Raw genomic sequence first — 24,102 nt, 5'->3', positions numbered from 1 at the left:
AATGTTATCAGTATAGTAGGAGGATTCCATGAGTTCAATTAATTATAAACGAGTTGTTTTAAAGGTTAGTGGCGAAGCCTTAGCCGGTAAAGATGGTTTTGGTATTAATCCTGAAATCATCAAAAGTCTAGCTGAAGAAATTAAATCAGTTCATGCGTTAGGCGTTGAAATTTCAATTGTTGTTGGTGGCGGTAATATCTGGCGTGGTGAAACAGGTGCCAAACTAGGTATGGAACGTTCTCAAGCCGACTACATGGGAATGCTAGCAACTGTAATGAACAGTTTGGCATTACAAGATGGTTTGGAATCTGTTGGTGTCCCAACACGCGTTCAAACTGCAATTGAAATGCGTCAAATCGCAGAACCTTATATTCGTCGTCGTGCGATTCGTCATCTTGAAAAACATCGTGTGGTTATCTTTGCTGCTGGAACTGGTAATCCTTACTTTTCAACTGATACTGTTGCAGCACTTAGAGCTGCTGAAATGGATGCAGAAGTTATTTTGATGGCTAAAAATAATGTTGACGGTGTTTACTCAGCAGATCCAAAACAAGATCCAGATGCTGTTAAATTTGATGAATTATCACAATCAGACATGATTAACAAAGATCTTCGTGTAATGGATATGACAGCAAGTTTCCTATCAATGGACAATGATATTCCTTTAATTGTCTTTAACATCAATGAGCCTGGAAATATTGAACGTGTTGTACTCGGAGAAGATATTGGAACAAAAATTCGCGGAGGAAAATCATAATGCAAAACCAAGCAACTACAAACGCTAAAGAATCAATGAAAAAAAGTGTACAAGTTTACCAACAAGAAATTGGAAACGTTCGTGCAGGTAAAGCTAACGCAAGTATTTTAAACCCTGTTAAGGTTAACTACTACGGCGCACCAACACCGCTAAATCAAATGGCTTCAGTTACAATTCCTGAAGCACGTGTATTGATGATTTCACCATATGACAAGTCTTCACTAGGTGATATCGAAAAAGCAATCTTAGCTTCTGACTTAGGTCTTAACCCAGCTAATGATGGTGATGTTATTCGTCTAGTTATTCCTCAACTAACAGGTGAACGTCGTCAAGAGTTAGCTAAAGAAGTTGGTAAAATTGCTGAACAAGGAAAAGTTGCAATCCGTAACATTCGTCGTGATGCAATGGAAGATGTTAAAAAACAACAAAAAAATGGTGACATCACTGAAGATGAACTACGTCTATTAGAAAAAGACATTCAAAAATTAACTGACGATGCAATCAAAGAAATTGAAGATTCATCTGATGCAAAAAGTGCTGAAATTACCGAAGGTTAAAACTTCGGTTTTTTGATAGGAATACAAATGAAATCACAATCAAGTAATCTTAACCATTTAGCAATTATTATGGACGGTAATGGGCGTTGGGCAAAGAAACGCTTCTTGCCACGTGTTGCCGGCCATAAGCAAGGGATGGACAATGTTAAGTCAATTACAAAAGCAGCTAGTCGCTTAGGTATAAAAGTCTTAACTTTATATGCTTTTTCAACTGAAAATTGGGGACGTCCAACAGAAGAAGTGGGTTATTTAATGAAATTACCCGCTTTATTTTTTGACAAATTCATGCCAGAATTGATGGCAGAAAACGTTCGTGTGAATGTTATGGGATTTTTAGATGAGTTACCACAATCAACTTATGATGTCGTAATGAAAGCGGTTGACCAAACCAAAAATAATACGGGATTAGTTTTGAATTTTGCCTTGAATTACGGTTCAAGACGTGAATTAACCCAAGCAATGAAAGAAATTGGTCAACAAATCCAAGCAGGTGAATTAAGTCCATCTGATGTGACAGAAGATGCTATCGAAAAGCATTTATTGACTAGTCAATTTGAAGATCCCGATTTATTAATCAGAACAAGTGGTGAGCAAAGACTGTCAAACTTTTTGCTTTGGCAATCAGCTTATACAGAGTTTGCCTTTACGGATAAAAGTTGGCCAGACTTCTCTCCAGAAGATTTGACTGATATTATCGAGGACTTTTCTAAGCGTCATCGACGTTTTGGTAAGCTATAATAGTCCAAAAAGAAAGAAGAGACGTGCTAATGAAAATACGTGTATTGACGGCACTAGTTGCTTTGGCAATCGCGCTCCCTTTAGTTTATGTTGGAGGGATTTATTTAACGATTATTATGGCGGTTTTAAGTATTATTGCCATGGCTGAAATTTACATGATGAAAAAACGAGTGCTGGTTTCAGTAGACTTTGTATTAGCTGCCTTAGCTGCAGTTTCTTTGACCGTTTTTGATCAGAATTTGCCGATGGATCGTTACCGAGTATTCTTACTTTTAATGGTCTTATTACTAGGGTTAACAATTATTGACTCTAATCGGTTCAACTTTGAAGATGTTGGGGTTATTGCCATTACATCATTATATGTTGGACAAGGGTTCCACTACTTTTTACAAGCTAGAGCATCTGAAAAAGGACTGGCATTTGTTGGGTTACTATTGGTCATTATTTGGATTACAGATAGTGGCGCTTATCTAGTTGGTAGAACCATTGGGAAGCACCCATTGTATAAGCCAATTAGTCCCAATAAAACAATTGAAGGTTCTGTAGGTGGCGTTGTTGTCGCAATTTTGGCGTCACTACTATATACTAGCCTTGTGCCATTAAATATGTCATGGGTACAAGTTATTATTATAAGTGGGTTATTATCCATAGTCGGCCAAATTGGTGACTTAGTAGAATCAGCTTACAAGCGTTTTTACCAAGTTAAAGACAGTGGGACGATTCTACCAGGTCATGGTGGAATTTTAGACCGCTTTGATAGTTTACTATTTGTATTGCCCGTTGCTTATTTAATCGGATTATTTTAAAAAGAACAGGAGCCAAAGAGCAAATGCAGATGCTTGGAATTCTTATATTTCTTATTATTTTTGGAATTTTAGTGGTTGTCCATGAATTCGGACACTTTATTGTGGCTAAAAAGTCAGGAATTCTTGTCCGTGAATTTTCTGTTGGAATGGGACCAAAAATATTCCAAAAATTACACAAGAATACAACTTATACCGTTAGATGGCTACCGTTAGGTGGTTATGTTAGATTAGCTGGTCCAGATGACACAGCAAAAATTGATCCAGGATCAATGGTGTTACTTCAATTAAATGAAGAAGGGCAAGTTATCCGGATTAATACGACGCCAGATGATATTTCTTTTGACGGTATTCCCGTTCAGGTAAAAAAAGCTGATTTAGAAGATACACTTTATATTGAAGGCTTTGAAAATGGTGATGAAGAAAAGTTAAGACGATTTGACGTTATTCATGACGCCACAATTATTGAAGAAAATGGAACAGAACTTCAAATTGCACCAAGAGATGTGCAAATGCAGTCCGTTTCAGTTTGGAAAAAAATTGCAACTAACTTTGCAGGTCCTTTCAATAATGCATTATTAACCTTAGTTGTCTTTATGATTTACGCTTTTGTTTCGGCTGGTGCCCCAACAACAGTGGTTAATAACTTCTCACAAAATTCACCTGCACAAACAGCTGGAATTGAAAAAGGGGATAAGATTGTCAAAGTTGATCAACAAAATATTGCTTCAACAACTGACATTCAACAATATCTTAGCACTACAAAAAATGAACAGGTAACAGTCGAAATTGAACGTAACGGACAAACTGTTCAAAAGACTGTTAAACCTCAAACCATTACTGAAAACGACACGAATTATCGCTTGCTAGGATTAACATTTGACGTTGATGGCTCATTTTCTGCTCGTGTTAGTCAAGGTTGGAATTTAACAACCAATACAGCAACTCTAATTTTTAAAGGTGTCAAAAGTCTAGTTACTGGCTTTAGCTTAAACAAGTTATCTGGTCCTGTTGGTATCTACAAACAGGCTTCAGATTTATCTAATCAAGGATTTTTAAGTATTTTGTACTTCTTAGGTGCAATATCCATTAACCTAGGAATTATGAACCTATTACCAATTCCAGGATTAGATGGTGGTAAATTACTACTTAACTTGTATGAATTACTTCGTGGAAAACCAGTTTCACAAGAAAAAGAAGTGATTATTAATATCGTAGGTGTGGTTATTTTATTCGCATTAATCATTGCTGTAACCGGAAACGATATTTATCGCTATTTTATTAAATAAGTAACTTAGTTGGAGGAACTATGAAACAATCTAAATTTTTTATGCCAACCTTAAAAGAAACACCTTCTGATGCTGAAGCTGTCAGCCATCAGTTAATGTTACGTGGTGGTTATGTACGCCAAGTCACTGCCGGTGTTTATTCTTATTTACCATTGGCAAATCGTGTATTATCAAAAGTATCACAAATCATCCGTGAAGAAATGGAAGCAATTGACTCAAGCGAAATGATGATGCCAGAATTATTACCTGCTTCATTATGGCAAAAATCAGGTCGTTATGATTCTTATGGTCCTAACTTATTTAAACTAAAAGATCGTCACGAACGTGACTTTATTTTAGGACCTACACATGAAGAAACATTTACTGAAATTGTGGCTCAAGAAATCAAAAGTTACAAACGTTTACCGTTTTCATTATTCCAAATTCAAACTAAGTTCCGTGATGAAAATCGTCCAAGATTTGGACTACTTCGTGGTCGTGAATTTATTATGAAAGATGGTTACAGCTTTGCAAGTAACTACGAACAACTTGATCAACAATACGAAGATATGAAGAATGCTTATCTTAAAATCTTCGCTAGAACTGGCGTAGAAGTTAAGCCAATCATTGGTGATGCTGGTGCAATGGGTGGATCTGATTCACTAGAATTTGGTGCTCCTGCAGCTATTGGTGAAGATACAATTGTTTATACTGATTCAGGCTATGCTGCTAACATTGAAATGGCTTCAAGTTATTTCGTCAAAGAAGAAAACAACGCCCCATTACAAGACGTTGAAAAAGTAGCCACACCTAATATCAAGACTATTGCTGACTTAGCAGACTTCTTAAACATTAGCGAAAAAGACATTGTCAAAAGTGTTGTTTATATTGCAGATGAAACACCTGTTCTTGTTTTAATTAGAGGTGATCAAGAAGTTAACGAAGTGAAGTTGAAGAACTTATTACAAGTTGAAGACTTACGCTTAGCAACTAATGATGAACAATTTGAATTAACACAAGTAAAAGCTGGTAGTATTGGACCTGTTGAACAAAGTTTTGCTAAAGAAGTTATTGCTGACCGTAATGTTCAAAACATGGCAAACTTCATTGTAGGAGCTAATGAAACAGGCTTCCAACTTAAAAATGTTAACTTAAACCGTGATTTTACACCTGATAACTTTGCAGATATTGCTGTTGTTAAAGAAGGTGAATTAGATCCATCAGGAAAAGATGAATTAAAATTCACTCGTGGTATTGAAATTGGTCACATCTTTAAACTAGGAACACGTTACTCAGAAGCAATGAATGCTAAGTTCTTAGATGAAAATGGTAAAGCCCAGCCTGTTATTATGGGTTCATATGGAATTGGTGTTTCAAGACTACTTTCTGCAATCATTGAACAACACCATGATGACCGTGGTATCCTATGGCCTAAAGAAGTCGCACCTTTTGAAGTCCACCTTATTCAAATGAAAATGAATGATGACGAACAAACACAAATTTCTGAAAAGATGTATCAAGACTTACAAAGTCAATTTGAAGTTTTATATGATGATCGTGCAGAACGTCCAGGTGTGAAATTTGCAGATGCTGATTTACTAGGTGCACCTTTCCGTGTCATTATTGGTAAAAAAGCTGCTGAAGGAATTGTAGAAGTGAAAAACAACCAAACTAAAGAAGCAGTTGAACTTCAAATTTCTGAAGTTGCAGATTATTTAAAAAATGAAATAGGGTAGAACATGTCTAAAGAAAATCAACTATTTTTAAATTTATTGAATCAAGTTAAGTTTGATCAATTAGTTGCTGATGGATTTTCTGAAAATGATAGTTTTTACCAAGGTCAAATAAAAAAAGTGGATGTCTACCAACAAGAGAGAAAGTGGATTTTCCACCTTTTTTTTCCTAAAAAAATATCTTTTTCAGCTTATCGACTGTTGAAACAAGCAGTGACACAAGAACTTACTAACTTTGTGGAACCAGAATTGGTTGTTGCCTTCGGTGAAAAGTCAGATGCTATTGATCAAGACTATTATCAAGATATTGTCGAACATCATCTCACAAGTTCATCTATGATTAAGCGTATTTTATTGAATGCAAAATCTGATTATCAAAATCAAGTTTTAACTTTGAAACTAGAGAATGCAGTTAGTCAAGCTATGATTACAGATGATGTGCTAACTGAACTAAAAGAGTTGCTGCAACAATATGGTTTTTTAGTTGATCAAATTAAAACAACTGTGATTGATGAAGCGCAATCTTTAAAAAACTTGGACAGTCTGTACCAACAGCAACAACAATTTGAACAATCGCTTGAACAAGAAGCTCATAAACAGCAAGCTGCACCGAAAAAGCAGGCCGTTACAAGTTCACAAACATCATTAGGTAATCCCATTTCACCTAAGTCACAATTTCAACAGTTGAAAGATGTTCAAGAAGAACAGCAAGATGTTGCTATTGAAGGACATCTATTTGATGTGGAAGTTCGCAGTTTGCGTAATGATAATAAGATGTTAATTGCCAAGCTAACAGATTATAGTGACTCAATTACAATTAAAAAGTTTCCTCGAAACCAGCAGGAAACAGCTGTTTTTGAAAACATCAAACCTGGGATGTGGGTCCGTGTTAAAGGACAAACCCAAAATGACAAATACAGTCAAGAATTGACTATCATGATTAAAGACCTTGAAGTTTTTGAAAAGCCTGAACGTCAAGATACTTATGAGGGTGACAAAAGAGCCGAGCTACATCTTCATACAACGATGAGTCAAATGGACGCTACAAATTCGATTAAGGAATACGTTCAAGCTGCCGCTAGATTTGGTCATAAGGCAATTGCTGTAACAGATCATGCTGGTGCGCAAGCTTTCCCTGAAGCGCATGCAGCAGGTAAAGCAAATGATGTTAAAATTTTGTACGGACAAGAAGCTAATTTCGTTGATGATAGCAAAAATCTGCTCGTTCAAAATCCAGTTAATTTAGATGCCCAATCTGCTGACTATGTTATTTTTGATGTTGAAACAACTGGACTTTCAGCTGTTTACGATCAAATCATTGAAATCGGTGCCGTTCGAATGAAAAACGGTGAAATTATTGAACGATTCGATGAATTTATTAATCCTCATGAGGCACTGTCGACAACAACAATTAATTTAACCAGCATTACGGATGATATGGTGGAACAAGCTGATGATGAAAAAGAGGTTTTAACGCGTTTTGTTAAGTTCATGTCAGGTGCCCAAGCAATAGCTGGGCATAACGTCTCATTCGATATTGGTTTCTTAAATGCGGCACTTGTAAGATCAAGCTTTGAGAAGGTATCAATTCCGATTATTGATACCTTAGAATTATCTCGACTTCTTCATCCTGAACAGGGACGTCATACACTAGATACGTTGTCTAGAAAATATCAAATCACTTTAGAACACCATCACAGAGCTGATAGTGATGCTGAAGCAACCGGGTACTTATTGTATAAATTGATGACGGTTTTTGAAGACCAATTCGGTGAAACTAATTTAGACAATTATAATCAACACAAAAATCCATATTTAACCTATAAGAGGGCGCGTCCAAGCCATATGACTATCTTGGCAAAGACACAAGCAGGATTGAAAAACTTATTTAAGCTAATCTCAATGGCTAATGTCAAGTATTACTATCGAACACCTCGATTACCTAAGTTCTTGCTTGATGATTATCGAGAAGGCTTATTAATCGGAAGCGGTTGTACAGATGGCGAAGTATTCACTGCAATGATGCAAAAAGGTTATGAAGAAGCTAAGCAATTGGCTCAGTATTATGACTATTTAGAGATTCAACCACCAAGTGCTTACAGTTCTTTAATTGAACGTGAATTAATTCGTAATCAAGAAGATTTACAAGATATTTTAAAAAATATGATTAAACTTGGAGAAGAACTAGATAAGCCTGTCGTTGTAACAGGTGACGTGCATTATCTGAACCCAGAAGATCATATCTATCGTGAAATTTTAATTTCATCCATTAAAAGTAGTCCTTTACGTCATCAAAATCTTCCCGATTTACATTTCCGGACAACACAGGAAATGTTTGATGAATTTGACTTTTTAGACGAGCAGACAGCGTATCAGGTTATTGTTGCTAATCCTAATCAAATTGCTGAATCAACTGACGAAATTGTGCCGGTTAAAGACAAACTTTATACACCAATTATGGAACATTCTGAAGAAGAAATTCGGGAATTATCTTACAATAAAGCTTACGAGTTATACGGCGATCCGCTACCTAAAATTGTTGAAGACCGAATTGAACATGAACTAAAAAGTATTATTGGGAATGGATTTAGTGTTATTTATCTGATTTCTCAAAAACTGGTATATAAATCAAACAAAGATGGCTATTTAGTTGGATCACGTGGATCTGTTGGGTCGAGTTTTGCGGCTACAATGACGGGAATCACAGAGGTTAATCCATTACCACCACATTATCGTTGTGCTAGTTGTAAGTATTCTGAATTTTATACCAAAGGTGAGTATGGTTCAGGATATGACTTACCTAACAAAAAGTGTCCTAATTGTGGTGAAGAGCTGGTAAAAGATGGTCATGATATTCCATTTGAAACTTTCTTAGGTTTTAACGGAGATAAAGTTCCAGATATTGACTTGAACTTCTCTGGAGATTATCAGCCTGTTGCACATAATTACACTAAAGTGTTGTTTGGTGAAGACAGTGTGTTTAGAGCAGGAACTATTGGAACCGTTGCTGATAAGACGGCTTTTGGTTATGTTAAACACTACGAAGAAGAAAAAGAATTAGACCTTCGAACAGCTGAAGTTGAACGACTAGCCAAGGGGTCAACCGGAGTTAAGCGTACAACTGGTCAGCATCCGGCTGGAATTATTGTTGTACCTGATTATATGGACATTTATGACTTTACGCCAATTCAATATCCAGCAGATGATCAAAGTTCAACATGGAAAACAACTCACTTTGATTTCCATTCAATTCATGATAATATCTTAAAACTTGATATTCTAGGGCATGATGATCCAACGATGATTAGAATGCTACAAGATTTGAGTGGGATTGATCCCTTAACCATTCCAACAAATGATCCGGGTGTGATGGCGTTGTTTTCTGGAACAGAGTCCATTGGTGTTACGCCTGAACAGATTAATTCAAAAACGGGAACACTGGGTGTACCTGAATTCGGGACAAAATTTGTTAGAGGGATGCTTGAAGATACTAAACCAACGACATTTGCTGAGCTATTGCAAATTTCAGGGCTATCGCACGGAACTGACGTGTGGCTGGGTAATGCATCTGATTTAGTTGATAGTGGGCAAGTTACTTTGAAAGAAGTTATCGGATGTCGTGACAATATTATGCTTGATTTAATTCACTGGGGAATGGAATCTCAAACGGCTTTCCAAATTATGGAACGTGTGCGTAAAGGAAAAGGTATTCCTGATGAGTGGCAAAAGCTAATGCGTGACAATCCTAATATTCCGAGCTGGTACATTGACTCTTGTTTAAAAATCAAGTACATGTTCCCGAAAGCTCACGCGACAGCTTATGTTATGATGGCTTTGCGAATTGCTTACTTCAAAGTGCATTATCCAACGATTTATTATGCTGCATACTTTAGCGTGAGAGCGAGTGATTTTGATTTAGTTGCTATGTCAAATGGTAAAAACTCAGTTAAAGAAGCTATGCAAGAAATTAGTGCAAAAGGTAACGATGCAACAGCTAAAGATAAAAGTTTGATGACCGTTCTTGAGTTAGCTAATGAATGTCTAGAACGAGGTATTAAAATTAAAATGGTTGATGTTGAAAAATCTGCAGCTCAAGATTTTACTATCTTGGATGATTATACGTTACTCGCACCGTTTAACGCTGTTCCTGGTTTAGGGGACAATGTAGCAAAACAAATTGTTGCAGCACGAGCTGATAAGAAGTTTTTATCACAAGAAGACTTAGCAACAAGAGGAAAAGTTTCCAAGACAATCATGAGCTATTTTGAAGAAAATGGTGTTTTGGAAGGACTACCCGAACAGAACCAACTATCACTTTTTTAAATTGATTTGAAGGCCTGAATATGCTAAAATATAGTCATTGGATGGTTCTTAGTTCGAGTGAGCAGAAATGCTCACTCTTTTTATTGCAATAGGAGGATTATGTGGCTGAGATTACAGAAATTGTTGAATCTTTAGTTGCACCAATCGTTGACGAGAAAGGTTATGAACTTGTTGACGTTGAGTATATTAAAGAAAAATCAACACGTTATTTAAGAATTTATGTCGATAAAACTGGTGGAATTGATATTGAAGAAGTCGCACAGGTTAGTGAACAATTAAGCGAAAAGCTTGATGAACTCAATCCTGATCCTTTTCCAGAACCTTATATGTTAGAAGTTTCTTCTCCAGGTGTTGAAAGACCTCTAAAGAAAGAAAAAGACTGGGAAAGCGCGATTGGTGAATACATCAATGTTAGTTTATATCGTGCTTTCGAAGGCGAAAAAGTATACGAAGGTTTTTTAATTAGTAAAGACGAGTCATTTGTAACTTTAGAAATCAAAATTAAAACACAACGTAAACAACTCTCAATTCCAACGGATATTGTGGCTAAAGCAAGATTCGCAATTGAGTTTTAGAAGGGGACGTAGTTCATGTCAAAAGAAATGTTAAGCGCCTTTGAGGCACTTGAAAAAGAAAAAGGAATCAAAAAAGAAGTCATCATTGATGCCTTAGAAGCAGCGTTGGTTTCTGCATATAAAAGAAATTACAACAAAGCTCAAAACGTTGAAGTAACCTTTGACGAAAAGAAAAGCGATATCAAAGTATATGCTTTGAAAGAAGTTGTTGAAGAAGTTTTTGATGACAGACTAGAAATTAGTTTTCCGGATGCATTAAAAATCAACAAAGCTTATGAATTAGGCGATGTTTTAAAATTTGAAGTGACACCTAAAGACTTCGGTCGTATTGCTGCACAAACAGCTAAACAAGTTATTATGCAACGTGTTCGTGAAGCTGAAAGAACCAACATCTTTAACGAATATTCACAATACCAAGATGAAGTTGTACAAGGTGAAGTTCAAAGACAAGACAACAAATTCGTTTATGTTAATATTGGTCGTGTTGAAGCATTGATGTCACGTGCTGACCAAATGCCAAATGAAACTTATAAACCACATGACCGTATTAAAGTGTTAGTATCTAAAGTGGATAACACAACAAAAGGTCCACAAGTTTTTGTTTCACGTACACACGCTGATTTAGTTAAACGTTTATTCGAACGTGAAGTTCCTGAAATCTACGATGGTACAGTAGAAATTGTATCTATCGCTAGAGAAGCTGGTGACCGTACTAAGATGGCTGTTCGTTCAGATAACAAGAATATTGATGCAGTCGGAACTTGTGTTGGTCAAAAAGGTGCCCGTGTTCAAACAATTGTTGATGAACTAGGTGGCGAAAATATGGACATCATTAACTATGAAGAAGATCCATCAGACTACATTGCCAACGCACTAAACCCAGCAGAAGTTATTGCTGTTCAGTTCGACGAAGCACAAAACAGTTGTTTAGTGATTGTGCCAGATTACCAATTGTCACTTGCAATCGGTAAACGTGGCCAAAACGTTCGTTTAGCAGCTAGACTTACAGGATACAAAATCGATATTAAAGCAGAATCAGAAGTCGAATTTGTCGAAGATACTGAAGAAGCTAATACAAGCGAGGAAGTATCAACTGATAATCCTTCAGAAAATACTGAAGAATAATCTTTGAGTAGGTGGTAACTATGAAAAAACGTAAGGTTCCAATGCGTCGAGATTTACTGACTAATGAAATGGTACCCAAAAAAGAATTAGTACGCATTGTGTTAGACAAAGAAGGTAATTTGAGCATTGACCCAACTGGTAAAAAGCCAGGTCGTGGGGCCTATGTGTCATTGAAACCAGACAATATTCAAGTAGCTAAAGATAAACAAGTATTGAACCAATCTTTAAAAATTAAAGTGGATGATTCTTTTTACGATGAGCTGTTTGAATATGTTGAACATCAAAAAGCCAGACAAGAATTATTTGGAGATAACAAGTGATTGATAAACGTCAAAAAGTGTTAAACATGCTAGGATTAGCACAAAAATCTCAAAATTTGATCTCTGGAGCACCTCAAGTAATTGAAGGGATTCGAAACTCTTCGGTGCATTTGGTATTCTTAGCAACAGATACTGCTAAAAACAACCAAAAAGATATTACAAATAAAGCCAGTTACTATAAAGTACCAGTTATTACAGATTTTACGAGCCAAGACTTTGAACAAGCTATTGGCCGAAATCGTAAAATACTAGCGATTTGTGATAAGGGCTTTAGTAAAGCAATACAAAAATACTATAGTGAAGAAGTGTGATGCTGATGACAAAAACATAATCGGCATCGTGCTTGCTTTGCGGAAATAAGAAAGGAATGACCATTCTTTGACCTCAAATCAAAATAATAATCATTCAACAAACCAACAAAACGAGCATAAACCAACAAAAATTAAAATGAGTGCAGTTAGAAAACGCAATACCAACAGCAATAACAACCAAAACCAAGGTAACTCAAACAATTCTAACAATAACAAAAATGGTTACTCAAAAAACCGTAACAACAATAATCAAAGCCAAGATCGTCGCAATAACAGATCTAATTCAAACCAAAAGACTAATAATTCACCAAGACCTAAAGCAGGTTTAAAACACTTGGAAGAATTAAAAGAAAAACAACGCCAAGATACAAACAAAAAACCACGTAACAACAATCGTGGTGGACAAAATGGTCGTCCAAATAACAAGTCAAACGACCGCAACAATAGCAACGGTAATCGTCCTTCAAATAATGGTGGTCGTCCAAATTCAAACAATAACCGTCCTCAAAACAATAACGGTGGCGGAAATTATAAGAAAAATAACGATCGTAACCAAAAACCAGCACGTCGTAATACGTTACCAAATATTCCAGCAGCACCTGAACCAGTGCAAAACGAGTCTGAAAACCGTAACCGTAAACGTGTTGACCACAAGAAGAACGTTAACTCAAAGAATAACTGGCGCAACAACAAGAAAAAGAACAATAGACATCAAGAACAAAATGTTCACATTAAGAAGAAAAAACCAATGCCACAAAGAAAAGAAAAGCCATTGCCAGAAGTATTGGTTTTTGAAGACGGCATGAATGCACAAGACTTAGGTAAATTATTACACCGTGAACCAGCTGAAGTTGTTAAAAAGCTATTCATGTTAGGTGTTATGGTTAACCAAAATCAATCACTTGATAAAGATACAATCGAATTGATTGCAACTGATTACGGTATTGATTCAAAAGAAAAAGAACATGAAGATATCTCAGATATTGACAAAATCTTTGAAGCTGAAAATAGCAATACTGAAAATCAAACACCTAGACCACCCGTTATTACAATCATGGGACACGTTGACCATGGTAAGACAACCTTACTTGACCACTTGCGTAACACTCACGTTACAGATGGTGAAGAGGGTGGAATTACCCAACATATTGGTGCTTACCAAGTTGATAATGACGGTCGCTTAATCACTTTCTTGGATACACCAGGGCATGCTGCGTTTACAAATATGCGTGCTAGAGGTGCTGATATTACTGATATTATCATCTTAGTAGTGGCAGCTGATGACGGTGTTATGCCTCAAACTAAAGAAGCGATTAACCATGCCAAAGCTGCTGGTGTACCAATTATTGTGGCAGTTAACAAGATTGATAAACCTGATGCAAACCCTAATCACGTGATGGAACAATTGATGGGATATGAATTGATTCCTGAAGATTGGGGTGGATCAACAATCTTTGTTCCAATTTCTGCTAAAACTGGTGAAAACGTTGATGACTTACTAGAAATGATTCTATTACAAGCTGACGTGATGGAATTACACGCTAACCCAGAACAAAAAGCAGTTGGTACAGTTATCGAAGCACGTCTTGATAAAGGTAAAGGTTCAGTAGCTTCATTATTAGTTCAACAAGGAACACTTCGTGTAGGTGACCCAATTGTTGTGGGTAATACATTTGGTCGTGTTCGTGTTATGACTAACGACCGCGGTCGTCGTGTTAAAGAAGCACATCCATCAGAACCAGTTGAAATTACAGGTCTTAATGGTGTGCCAAATTCAGCCGATCGTTTCGCAGTATTTGAAGATGAAAAAACTGCTCGTGCAGCTGGTGAAGAACGTGCAAAACGTGCATTAGTTGAAGAACGTAACAACAATAGCCGTGTTACACTAGATAACTTGTTCGATACGATGAAAGAAGGCGAATTGAAACAAGTTGATGTTATTATCAAAGCCGATGTACAAGGTTCTGCTGAAGCTTTAGCTGGATCACTTCAAAAGATTGAAGTTGAAGGCGTTAAAGTTAATATCGTTTACTCTGGTGTAGGGGCTATTAATGAAAGTGATGTAACATTAGCTACTGCAAGTAATGCTATCGTTATCGGATTTAATGTTCGTCCAACACAACAAGTAAGAAAACAAGCTGAAACTGAAAACGTTGATATTCGTCTATATGGTGTTATCTATAAAGCTATTGATGAAATTGAATCAGCTATGAAGGGTATGCTAGATCCTGAATTCCAAGAAAAAGTTACAGGTAACTTAATTGTTCGTGAAACATTCCACGTTTCAAAACTTGGAACTATCGCTGGTGCATTCGTAACTAACGGTTCAATTCAACGTGATAGTGGTGTAAGATTAATCCGTAATGGTATTGTTATCTACGAAGGAAAATTATCTTCACTAAAACGCTTTAAAGATGATGCTAAAGAAGTAAATCAAGGCTTTGACTGTGGTTTGATGATTGAAAACTACAATGACATCAAAGTTGATGATGAAATTGAAGCTTATGTCATGGAAGAAGTTCCTGTTAAATAAAAGGGGGAATTCCAATGAAACACCGTATTGAACGTGTGCAACAAGAAATTTTACGTGAAGTCACAACAGTATTACGAAAAAACGTTAAAGACCCTAGAGTTAAAGACGTTACGGTTACTGATGTTGAACTAACGGGTGATTTATCTCAAGCTACTATTTACTATAGTATTTTGTCTGATAAGGCATCTGACAATCAAAAAGTTGAAGAAGGACTTAAAAAATCAACAGGTTTAATTCGTCACGAAGTAGGGCGTAATTTGACAACGTTTAAAGTTCCTGAATTAATCTTTAAAAAAGATGATTCTGTTGCTTATGGTGCCAAAATTGATGCTTTGATTCGTCAATTAAATCAAAAAGACTAAAAAACGCCATTTTATGGCGTTTTTTTTATAATAAAGGATGGTTAAGTAAGATATGTTAAGTGGTGTAATTGTTTTATATAAAACTAAGGGGATGACGAGTACCGACTGCGTTCGTGATATGCGTCGCGTTCTTCAAATGAAAAAAGTGGGTCATGGTGGTACTTTAGATCCATCAGTAGAAGGAATCTTGCCAATTGCGATTGGACAAGCAACTAAAATCATCGATTTGATGCAGACCCATGATAAAGCGTATATTGGTGAAGCCATTTTAGGCTTTGAAACTGATACGGAAGACTTAGATGGTGAAGTGACGAAATCACAAGATGTTGAGACCCCCTATTCAGAAGAAGAAATTGTAGCAGCGATGGCACAACTAACAGGGGATGTTGAACAACTACCGCCAATGTATTCATCCGTTAAAATTAAAGGGCGTCGATTATATGATTATGCGCGAAACAACATTCCTGTTGAACGCCCAATTCGCCATATTAAAGTATCTAAATATGCCAAAATAGGACAATCTACTTACGATGAACAAAACAAGCAGCAACGATTTAAATTTGAAATTACTTGTTCAAAGGGAACTTATGTGAGAACACTAATTAAACAATTAGGCGATATTCTTGGCGTTCCTGCTGTTATGAGCTCATTGACCCGTGCTAAAAGTGCTGGATTCGGGTTGAAAGATGCTGTTTTATTAGAGACTTTAAAAGAACAACCTGAAAAAGCACCTGATTATGTGGTACCTCTTGAACGTTTCTTTGAAGATCAACCGGCTTACCATTTAAGCGATAAAGAGTTTGAAATGGTACAAAATGGTGCCAAACTTAAATTTCCAATTGACGTAGAACGTCTATGTTTGTATCATAATCGAAAAATAAAAGCGATTTACAAGAAAGACGTTAAACATCCGCCACTTTATCGTCCGGAAATGATGTTGCTTCAAAATAGTTAACCGATAAGGGAGGATAAGTATGCGTAGTTACGAACTAGATTATCCAGTTAATAATCAAATTGTCGAACCTCAAGGAATTGTATTGGTTCTTGGATTTTTTGATGGTGTTCATCTAGGTCATCGTCAATTAATTGAAAAAGGTCAAAAAGTTGCTCAAGAGCAAAACTTGAAATTAGCTGTTATGACAATGAATACGCACCCTAGCAAAATATATGGTCCAGCTGATGTTACTGTGCCGTTAATTACTACAACAAGTGAAAAACAACAATTGATGAATGAAGCAGGGGTCGATATCTTCTATATTGGCAATTTCAATGGCCCGCTAGCTAAGGTTCAACCTGATGAATTTATCAACAATGTTCTGGTTAAATTAAATGTTAAAGCAGTTGTTGCAGGATTTGATTATACTTTTGGAAAAAAAGAAGTAGCTAATATGTCATTGCTAAAACAGTTAGCTCAAAATAAATTTGATGTTTATGAAGTCGACAGTTACAACAAAGGTAATGAAAAAGTTAGTTCAACTCGAATTCGTCGATTAATCGAAAAAGGTGACGTCGATCAGGCTAATGAATTACTGGATTCAATTTATCAGACATCTGGACAAGTCGTTCATGGGTTCAAACGCGGCCGAAAATTGGGGTTTCCAACGGCTAATATTGCTTCTAGTGAAGATAAGGTCGGTCTAGCCTCAGGTGCCTATACTGTTGAATTGAAGGTTCATAACCAATGGTATCAAGGGATGGCAAGTGTTGGTTATAACATTACATTTGATGATGTGAAAGATTTATCCGTTGAAGTCAATATTTTTGATTTTGATGAAGATATTTATGATGAAATTGTTGATGTGAGATGGTATCACTATCTTCGACCAGAAGAAAAGTACCCCTCAGTCGTTGCTTTAATTGAACAATTGAACCAAGACGAAGCCAATAGCAAAGCCTATTTCAAAACCTTAAAAAAATAGCTTGATAATTTTAGCTGTCATCTTGACATTCTGCTATTTAGTTGTTATATTCTAATAGTTAGCACTCGTAATTTAATAGTGCTAATTCGAAGAGGTGACGCTATGTTATCAAAACGACAAGAACTAATATTAAAGATGATTATCAATGTCTTTAACAAGACACAACAGCCTGTTGGGTCAAAGACATTGATGGATGAACTAACGATTCAAGTTTCTTCAGCCACTATCAGAAATGAAATGGCTAAGCTTGAGGAATTAGGATTAATCGAAAAAACACATTCATCTTCTGGTCGTGTCCCATCAAATAAGGGATATCGCTATTATCTAGATTATTTATTACAGCCAACAGATATGCCAGAAAACTTGCATGAAAAACTGCAAATAGATTTCAATCATCAATTTCAAAAAATTGACGATATTGTATCTCGTTCGGCAAAAATATTATCTGATCTGACTAGTTATACAGCTTTTGTAGCTAGTCCAGAAATTCAGTTTTGTAGAATTACTGAATTTCGCATCGTGCCACTTTCTAATCATCAAATGATGGCAATTTTGGTTACCAGCGATGGCGACGTCAAAAATCAGCTTTATCGCTTACCTGAGGATGTATCGGGTAAAGAACTAGAATCATTAGTTGAGAAAATCAATACGGCAGTTAAGGGCAAAACTTTACATGAAGTATCGAGTTATTCTTCTGAGAAGTTCATGTCAATTCTCGGTATTGAAGAGGACACAGCTAGTTTGATTCTTCTTCAATTATTGAAGGATGTTTTCAAACCAACTGAAACTGATCAACTATTCGTTAATGGTGAGTTGAATCTCCTTAACAATTATTCTAGTTTTGATGACTTGGATAATTTGAAGTCACTTTATCAGTTGCTTAGTCATCCAGAGATATTTTCAGATTTAATTCATGAAAATAGTCTAAACAATCCAGCATTTTCAGTTCATGTCCGTTTAGGAGACGAGCTACCGCTTGATTTATTGAAAGACTACAGTCTATTGACGGCTACATATGAAGTCGGTGACTTTGGAAATGGAATTGTCGCTTTACTAGGGCCAACAAACATGCCCTATTCACAGATGATTAGTTTAATGAACTACTTCAAAGAAGAACTTGCAGATCAATTACTAGATTATTATAGCAAGTTTAGATAAGGAGGATGACAGTGTCTAACGAAGAAAAAGATATTAAACAAGAAAATACAACCGAAGAACCTGTTGAAGAAACAACGGAAGAAGTTGTTGAAGCAGAAGAACCTTCAGAAGTTGAAAAACTTCAACAAGAGCTTGAAGAAGCGCAAGATAAATACTTGCGTTCACAAGCTGAAATCCAAAATATTCAAACACGTCAACAAAAAGAACTCGCTCAATTCAGTAAATATGAAGGTCAAAGCCTTGCAAAAGAAATTTTGCCAGCTTTAGACAATTTACAAAGAGCTTTACAAGTTCAAGCTGACGATGAGGCTTCAAGCCAATTGAAAAAAGGGATTGAATTAACTTATAACGCATTAATGAAAGCTTTAAATGATAAAGGCATTACAGAAGTTGAAGCAGAAGGTGCACATTTTGATCCAAATTATCACCAAGCTGTCCAAACAGTTGAAGCAACTGAAGACCATCCAAAAGATACAGTTGTTGAAGTTTATCAACCTGGATACTTATTTAAAGATCGTATTTTAAGACCTGCAATGGTTAGCGTTGCAAACTAAGAAATTCGAAAGGAAGTTATTGATTTATGTCAAAAGTTATTGGTATTGATTTAGGAACAACTAACTCAGCAGTTGCTGTTTTAGAAGGTAAAGAACCAAAAATTATTGCAAACCCAGAAGGTAACCGTACAACTCCTTCTGTTGTTGCTTTTAAAGATGGTGAAATTCAAGTTGGGGAAGTTGCTAAAAGACAAGCAATTACAAACCCAGACACAATTTCTTCTATCAAACGTCACATTGGTGAAGCTGGTTACAAAGTAACTGTTGGTGACAAGTCATATACACCACAAGAAATTTCAGCAATGATTTTACAACACATCAAAAAATTCAGTGAAGATTACTTAGGTGAAGAAGTAACAGAAGCTGTTATTACAGTGCCTGCTTACTTCAATGATTCACAAAGACAAGCAACAAAAGATGCTGGTAAGATTGCTGGTTTAGATGTTAAACGTATTGTTAACGAACCAACTGCTAGTGCTTTAGCTTATGGTTTAGACAAAGCCGAAGAAGACGAAAAAATCCTTGTTTATGACTTGGGTGGTGGTACATTTGACGTTTCTATCCTTGAATTAGGTGACGGTGTATTCCAAGTACTTTCAACAAATGGTGATACTCACTTAGGTGGGGATGACTTTGATGAAGCAATCATGGATTGGTTGATTGCACAATTTAAAGACGAAAATGGTATTGACTTATCTAAAGATAAAATGGCATTACAACGTCTAAAAGATGCAGCTGAAAAAGCTAAAAAAGATTTATCAGGTGTAACAACAACTCAAATTAGCTTGCCATTTATCTCAGCAGGTGAAGCAGGTCCATTACACTTGGAAACAACCTTAACTCGCGCTAAATTCGATGAAATCACAGCTGAATTAGTTGAAAGAACAAGAATCCCAGTTGAAAATGCACTAAAAGATGCTGGACTTTCAAAAGATGAAGTTGACAAAGTTATCTTAAACGGTGGTTCAACACGTATTCTTTCAGTTCAAAAAGCTGTTGAAGACTGGACAGGTAAAAAACCTGATCACTCAATCAACCCTGATGAAGCTGTTGCCTTAGGTGCTGCTGTTCAAGGTGGTGTGATTTCAGGTGACGTTAAAGATGTTGTTCTTCTTGACGTAACACCATTATCATTAGGTATCGAAACAATGGGTGGCGTTTCAACTAAATTAATTGAACGTAACACAACAATTCCTACAAGTAAGTCACAAGTCTTCTCAACAGCTGCTGACAATCAACCAGCTGTAGACATTCACGTTCTTCAAGGTGAACGTCCAATGGCTGCTGATAACAAGACGCTAGGTCGTTTCCAATTAACAGATATTCCACCAGCACCACGTGGTGTTCCTCAAATCGAAGTTAAATTTGACATTGATAAAAATGGTATTGTAAATGTATCTGCTAAAGACTTAGGTACTCAAAAAGAACAAAAAATTACAATCCAAAGTTCATCAGGTCTATCAGATGAAGAAATTGAACGTATGACAAAAGATGCTGAAGAAAACGCTGAAGCAGATAAAAAACGTAAAGAAGAAGTAGACTTACGTAATGAAGTTGATCAATTAATCTTCACAACTGATAAGACATTGAAAGAATTAGATGGCAAAGTTTCTGAAGAAGAAGTTTCAAAAGCTAAAGAAGCTCTAGAAGCTTTAGAAAAAGCACAATCTGACAATGACTTAGAAGCGATGAAAGCTAAAAAAGATGAATTGAACCAAATCGTTCAAGATCTTACAACAAAACTATACCAACAAGCACAAGAAGCCCAAGGTGGCGAACAATCAGGTCAAGCAAACAACGATGACACCGTAGATGGTGACTTCCGTGAAGTAGACCCTGATAAAGATAAATAACAATTACGATGAAAAAGTCAAATTGTCAATTTGACTTTTTTCATTTATAGAAATGAAAGAGGAATTTTATGGCACAACAACGAGATTACTATGAAGTCCTGGGTCTTTCTAAAAATGCATCGGAAGCCGAAATAAAAAAAGCTTATCGTAAACTATCTAAAAAATACCACCCTGATTTGAATGATTCTGAGGATGCTGAAGAAAAGTTCAAAGAAGTTAGTGAAGCTTATGAAGTCTTGAGCGACTCCCAAAAACGCGCTGCTTATGATAATTATGGTCATGCAGGTGTTAATGGTGGTGCCCAAGGTGGAGCTGGTGGTTTTGGTGGCGGTGCCCAAGGCTTTGGCGGTTTTGAAGACATCTTTAACCAATTCTTTGGTGGTGGAGCTGCCGGCGGTGGCCGTGCACAAGATCCAACTGCACCAAGAAAAGGGCATGATTTAGATTACACCATGACACTTGAGTTTGAAGAAGCAATTTTCGGTAAGAAAACAAATGTCACATATGATCGTGATGAAACATGTAAGACTTGTGATGGTAAGGGTGCAAAACCAGGTACTTCAACCAAAACTTGTCAAAAATGTCATGGTTCAGGTCATATGACCGTAGATCGTCAAACAATGCTTGGTATGGTTCGTCAACAAGTTGCCTGTGATGAATGTCACGGTCAAGGTGTGATTATTGAAACACCTTGTGAAGACTGTCATGGTAAAGGAACAACTGAACAAAGACACACTGTTGAAGTTAATATTCCAGCAGGTGTTGACCAAGGCCAACAAATTCATTTAACTGGTCAAGGTGAAGCTGGTGCTAATGGCGGGCCTTACGGTGATTTATACATTGTTTTACGTGTGCGTCCAAGTAAGACATTTGAACGTTCAGGAACAACAATTTACTACACTGTTCCAATTAGCTTTGCTCAAGCTGCACTTGGTGATGAAATTGACGTTGATACTGTTCATGGTAAAGTGAAATTGCGTATTCCAGCTGGAACACAAACAGGAACAACCTTTAGGTTAAACGGTAAAGGTGTTCCGCAATTGAACGGACATGGAACAGGTAACCAAGAAACAACAGTTAAAATTGTGACACCTAAGAAAATGAATGAGGATCAAAAGAAAGCCTTAGTCGACTTTGTTAAAGCTGGCGGGGAAGACATTCAACCTCAAGACAAAAACTTTTTTGAAAAAGTAAAAGATAAATTTATGTGAATTCTAAAAAAGAGAAGATCTTAATCTTCTCTTTTTGTTTGTGACCATTTCGGATACTTGCTATAATAAAGAACAGAAGTAATAGAGGAGAACACATGAATTTAGAAGAATTAAAAGATTATCAATCAAGAATAAGAAATTTTTCTATTGTTGCCCATATTGATCATGGGAAATCAACAATAGCTGACCGTATCTTAGAACTGACAGATACAGTGTCAAAGCGTGAAATGCACGCTCAAATTCTAGATAGTATGGAACTAGAACGTGAACGTGGTATTACAATTAAGTTGAACTCAGTTGAGTTAAAGTATCGTGCCAAAGATGGTAAAGACTATATTTTTCATTTAATCGACACACCAGGTCACGTGGACTTTTCATATGAAGTTTCACGTTCACTTGCAGCTTGTGAAGGAGCTGTTTTGGTCGTTGATGCAGCTCAAGGTGTTGAAGCACAAACACTAGCTAATGTGTACTTAGCCTTAGATAACGACCTTGAAATTGTACCTGTTATTAACAAAATTGATCTACCTGCAGCAGATCCAGACCGTGTTAAAGATGAAATTGAAGACACAATCGGTTTAGATGCACAAGATGCTGTGCTTGCTTCAGCTAAGAGTGGGTTAGGAATTGAAGAATTACTAGAACGTATCGTAACTGACATTCCTGCACCTCAAGGTGATTTTGAAGCACCATTGAAGGCGATGATTTTTGACTCTGTATATGATTCGTATCGTGGGGTTGTTTTATCAGTGCGAGTTGAAGATGGAATCGTTAAACCCGGTGACATGATTGAAGTTATGAGTAATGGTAAGCAATACGAAGTAACAGAAGTAGGTGTATTGTCACCTAAAGCTGTTAGTCGTGATCGTTTAGTTGCAGGTGATGTTGGTTATCTAACAGCTAACATCAAAACTGTTCGTGATACACACGTGGGTGATACGTTGACACTAGCTAACAACCCAACGACTAAGCCAACACCTGGTTACCGTCCTGCTAAGCCAATGGTTTATTCAGGGATGTATCCAGTTGAAAATGCTAAATACGATGATTTAAGAGAAGCTTTAGAACGTTTACAGTTAAATGATGCAGCGCTTGAGTTTGAACCTGAAACTTCTCAAGCCTTAGGGTTTGGTTTTAGATGTGGATTCTTAGGATTACTTCATATGGATGTTATTCAAGAACGTCTAGAACGTGAATTTGGCTTAGAGTTAATTATGACAGCACCATCTGTGGATTATCATACGAAGCTTCAAAATGGTGAAGGAAAAACTGTTGCTAACCCTGCAGATATGCCTGATCCTAGTGATATTCGTGAAATTCAAGAGCCTTACGTTAAAGCAGAAATTATGGTGCCAAATGATTATGTTGGGCCTGTCATGGAGCTAGCTCAAAGAAAACGTGGTAACTTCATTACTATGGACTACTTAGATGCTAACCGTGTTAACGTTATTTATGAAATTCCATTGTCTGAAATTGTGTTTGATTTCTTTGATGAACTAAAATCAAATACACGTGGATATGCCTCTCTTGATTATGAGTTATGTGGATACCGTCCAAGTGACCTAGTTAAGATTGATATTTTACTTGCGGGTGAAGTAGTCGATGCCTTGAGTTTCATTGTTCACCGTGACTTTGCTCAAGCTCGTGGTCGAGCCATTACAGAGAAACTAAAATCTGTTATTCCACGTCAACAATTTGAAGTGCCTGTTCAAGCTTCAATTGGGAATAAAGTTATCGCACGTTCTACTATCAAAGCTTACCGTAAAGATGTTACAGCTAAACTATATGGTGGGGATGTTACCCGTCGTATGAAACTGCTTGAAAAACAAAAAGCTGGTAAGAAACGTATGAAGGCCGTTGGAAAACTAGATGTGCCTCAAGAAGCCTTTATGAGTGTGCTAAAAATGAGTGACGACGAAAAATAAAAGCTTTAATCCTCTTTAGATTGCCTAAAGAGGATTTTTTATTTTAAAAGACTAATGATATAATACCTAGGTTGAAA

General features: G+C 36.5%; 19 protein-coding genes and 1 pseudogene. All 20 read left to right on the top strand.

Annotated features, from left to right (window positions below):
- Positions 1–28 precede the first annotated feature (28 nt).
- Positions 29–757: a UMP kinase gene (gene pyrH, locus JNUCC80_RS03500; RefSeq protein ID WP_339969799.1), complete on the top strand. Its 729-nt coding sequence runs from the start codon at positions 29–31 to the stop codon at positions 755–757.
- Positions 757–1,314, top strand: coding sequence for a ribosome recycling factor (frr, locus tag JNUCC80_RS03495; protein ID WP_454144480.1), 558 nt, complete (start codon positions 757–759; stop codon positions 1,312–1,314). Before pyrH ends, frr begins: the two co-directional genes overlap by 1 nt.
- Before the next feature lie 27 nt (positions 1,315–1,341).
- Entirely contained in the window at positions 1,342–2,052 is a 711-nt protein-coding gene (locus JNUCC80_RS03490; protein ID WP_454152578.1) for an isoprenyl transferase, read from the top strand.
- A 29-nt stretch (positions 2,053–2,081) separates the two neighbouring features.
- Positions 2,082–2,858: a phosphatidate cytidylyltransferase gene (locus tag JNUCC80_RS03485; protein WP_454152577.1), complete on the top strand. Its 777-nt coding sequence runs from the start codon at positions 2,082–2,084 to the stop codon at positions 2,856–2,858.
- A gap of 29 nt (positions 2,859–2,887) precedes the next feature.
- Complete coding sequence (gene rseP, locus JNUCC80_RS03480; protein ID WP_454153346.1) at positions 2,888–4,144, top strand: RIP metalloprotease RseP; 1,257 nt, start codon at positions 2,888–2,890, stop codon at positions 4,142–4,144.
- 20 nt (positions 4,145–4,164) lie between these two features.
- Positions 4,165–5,859 (top strand): proline--tRNA ligase, encoded by a 1,695-nt coding sequence (locus JNUCC80_RS03475; RefSeq protein WP_454152576.1) that lies wholly within the window; start codon positions 4,165–4,167, stop codon positions 5,857–5,859.
- 3 nt (positions 5,860–5,862) lie between these two features.
- Positions 5,863–10,179 carry a PolC-type DNA polymerase III gene (locus tag JNUCC80_RS03470; RefSeq protein ID WP_454152575.1) on the top strand — a complete coding sequence of 1,439 codons (4,317 nt, stop codon included), beginning with the start codon at positions 5,863–5,865 and terminating at the stop codon, positions 10,177–10,179.
- Between the two features lie 101 nt (positions 10,180–10,280).
- Complete coding sequence (gene rimP / locus JNUCC80_RS03465; RefSeq protein ID WP_454144490.1) at positions 10,281–10,754, top strand: ribosome maturation factor RimP; 474 nt, start codon at positions 10,281–10,283, stop codon at positions 10,752–10,754.
- Between the two features lie 15 nt (positions 10,755–10,769).
- Positions 10,770–11,879: a transcription termination factor NusA gene (gene nusA / locus JNUCC80_RS03460; RefSeq protein WP_454144492.1), complete on the top strand. Its 1,110-nt coding sequence runs from the start codon at positions 10,770–10,772 to the stop codon at positions 11,877–11,879.
- Between the two features lie 20 nt (positions 11,880–11,899).
- The gene (gene rnpM, locus JNUCC80_RS03455; protein ID WP_454144494.1) at positions 11,900–12,199 is read left to right on the top strand and encodes an RNase P modulator RnpM; all 300 of its coding nucleotides are present in this window, start codon (positions 11,900–11,902) and stop codon (positions 12,197–12,199) included.
- Positions 12,196–12,510 carry a ribosomal L7Ae/L30e/S12e/Gadd45 family protein gene (locus tag JNUCC80_RS03450; RefSeq protein WP_454144496.1) on the top strand — a complete coding sequence of 105 codons (315 nt, stop codon included), beginning with the start codon at positions 12,196–12,198 and terminating at the stop codon, positions 12,508–12,510. Before rnpM ends, JNUCC80_RS03450 begins: the two co-directional genes overlap by 4 nt.
- Positions 12,511–13,201: 691 nt before the next feature.
- Positions 13,202–15,043 (top strand): annotated as a pseudogene (infB, locus tag JNUCC80_RS03445) (translation initiation factor IF-2); the annotation flags it as partial.
- 14 nt (positions 15,044–15,057) lie between these two features.
- On the top strand, positions 15,058–15,405 hold the full coding sequence (gene rbfA, locus JNUCC80_RS03440; RefSeq protein WP_454144498.1) for a 30S ribosome-binding factor RbfA: 348 nt from the start codon (positions 15,058–15,060) through the stop codon (positions 15,403–15,405).
- Between the two features lie 52 nt (positions 15,406–15,457).
- Positions 15,458–16,360, top strand: a complete 903-nt coding sequence (gene truB / locus JNUCC80_RS03435) for a tRNA pseudouridine(55) synthase TruB (protein ID WP_454152574.1) — start codon at positions 15,458–15,460, stop codon at positions 16,358–16,360.
- Positions 16,361–16,379: 19 nt separating this feature from the next.
- Positions 16,380–17,324, top strand: a complete 945-nt coding sequence (ribF, locus tag JNUCC80_RS03430) for a riboflavin biosynthesis protein RibF (protein ID WP_454152573.1) — start codon at positions 16,380–16,382, stop codon at positions 17,322–17,324.
- A 102-nt stretch (positions 17,325–17,426) separates the two neighbouring features.
- The gene (gene hrcA / locus JNUCC80_RS03425) at positions 17,427–18,482 is read left to right on the top strand and encodes a heat-inducible transcriptional repressor HrcA (protein ID WP_454152572.1); all 1,056 of its coding nucleotides are present in this window, start codon (positions 17,427–17,429) and stop codon (positions 18,480–18,482) included.
- A gap of 11 nt (positions 18,483–18,493) precedes the next feature.
- Entirely contained in the window at positions 18,494–19,036 is a 543-nt protein-coding gene (gene grpE / locus JNUCC80_RS03420; RefSeq protein ID WP_454152571.1) for a nucleotide exchange factor GrpE, read from the top strand.
- Between the two features lie 26 nt (positions 19,037–19,062).
- Positions 19,063–20,889, top strand: a complete 1,827-nt coding sequence (dnaK, locus tag JNUCC80_RS03415) for a molecular chaperone DnaK (RefSeq protein ID WP_454152570.1) — start codon at positions 19,063–19,065, stop codon at positions 20,887–20,889.
- Between the two features lie 68 nt (positions 20,890–20,957).
- Positions 20,958–22,100: a molecular chaperone DnaJ gene (gene dnaJ / locus JNUCC80_RS03410; protein ID WP_454152569.1), complete on the top strand. Its 1,143-nt coding sequence runs from the start codon at positions 20,958–20,960 to the stop codon at positions 22,098–22,100.
- A gap of 95 nt (positions 22,101–22,195) precedes the next feature.
- Positions 22,196–24,025 carry a translation elongation factor 4 gene (gene lepA / locus JNUCC80_RS03405; RefSeq protein WP_454152568.1) on the top strand — a complete coding sequence of 610 codons (1,830 nt, stop codon included), beginning with the start codon at positions 22,196–22,198 and terminating at the stop codon, positions 24,023–24,025.
- The last annotated feature ends 77 nt before the right edge of the window (positions 24,026–24,102 follow it).

It is taken from the genome of Holzapfeliella sp. JNUCC 80, assembly GCF_053667655.1.
The sequence above is the reverse complement of the archived record's forward strand: the minus strand, read 5'-3'. Positions and strand labels throughout refer to the sequence as shown.

Bases quoted from the DNA above. Each gene is read 5' to 3' on its own strand.
- nusA (WP_454144492.1), top strand. From the start codon at position 10,770: ATGTCAAAAGAAATGTTAAGCGCCTTTGAGGCACTTGAAAAAGAAAAA.
- dnaK (WP_454152570.1), top strand. From the start codon at position 19,063: ATGTCAAAAGTTATTGGTATTGATTTAGGAACAACTAACTCAGCAGTT.
- JNUCC80_RS03485 (WP_454152577.1), top strand. From the start codon at position 2,082: ATGAAAATACGTGTATTGACGGCACTAGTTGCTTTGGCAATCGCGCTC.
- frr (WP_454144480.1), top strand. From the start codon at position 757: ATGCAAAACCAAGCAACTACAAACGCTAAAGAATCAATGAAAAAAAGT.
- lepA (WP_454152568.1), top strand. From the start codon at position 22,196: ATGAATTTAGAAGAATTAAAAGATTATCAATCAAGAATAAGAAATTTT.
- dnaJ (WP_454152569.1), top strand. From the start codon at position 20,958: ATGGCACAACAACGAGATTACTATGAAGTCCTGGGTCTTTCTAAAAAT.
- hrcA (WP_454152572.1), top strand. From the start codon at position 17,427: ATGTTATCAAAACGACAAGAACTAATATTAAAGATGATTATCAATGTC.
- rbfA (WP_454144498.1), top strand. From the start codon at position 15,058: ATGAAACACCGTATTGAACGTGTGCAACAAGAAATTTTACGTGAAGTC.
- JNUCC80_RS03475 (WP_454152576.1), top strand. From the start codon at position 4,165: ATGAAACAATCTAAATTTTTTATGCCAACCTTAAAAGAAACACCTTCT.
- truB (WP_454152574.1), top strand. From the start codon at position 15,458: ATGTTAAGTGGTGTAATTGTTTTATATAAAACTAAGGGGATGACGAGT.
- JNUCC80_RS03490 (WP_454152578.1), top strand. From the start codon at position 1,342: ATGAAATCACAATCAAGTAATCTTAACCATTTAGCAATTATTATGGAC.
- rnpM (WP_454144494.1), top strand. From the start codon at position 11,900: ATGAAAAAACGTAAGGTTCCAATGCGTCGAGATTTACTGACTAATGAA.
- rseP (WP_454153346.1), top strand. From the start codon at position 2,888: ATGCTTGGAATTCTTATATTTCTTATTATTTTTGGAATTTTAGTGGTT.
- ribF (WP_454152573.1), top strand. From the start codon at position 16,380: ATGCGTAGTTACGAACTAGATTATCCAGTTAATAATCAAATTGTCGAA.
- pyrH (WP_339969799.1), top strand. From the start codon at position 29: ATGAGTTCAATTAATTATAAACGAGTTGTTTTAAAGGTTAGTGGCGAA.
- JNUCC80_RS03470 (WP_454152575.1), top strand. From the start codon at position 5,863: ATGTCTAAAGAAAATCAACTATTTTTAAATTTATTGAATCAAGTTAAG.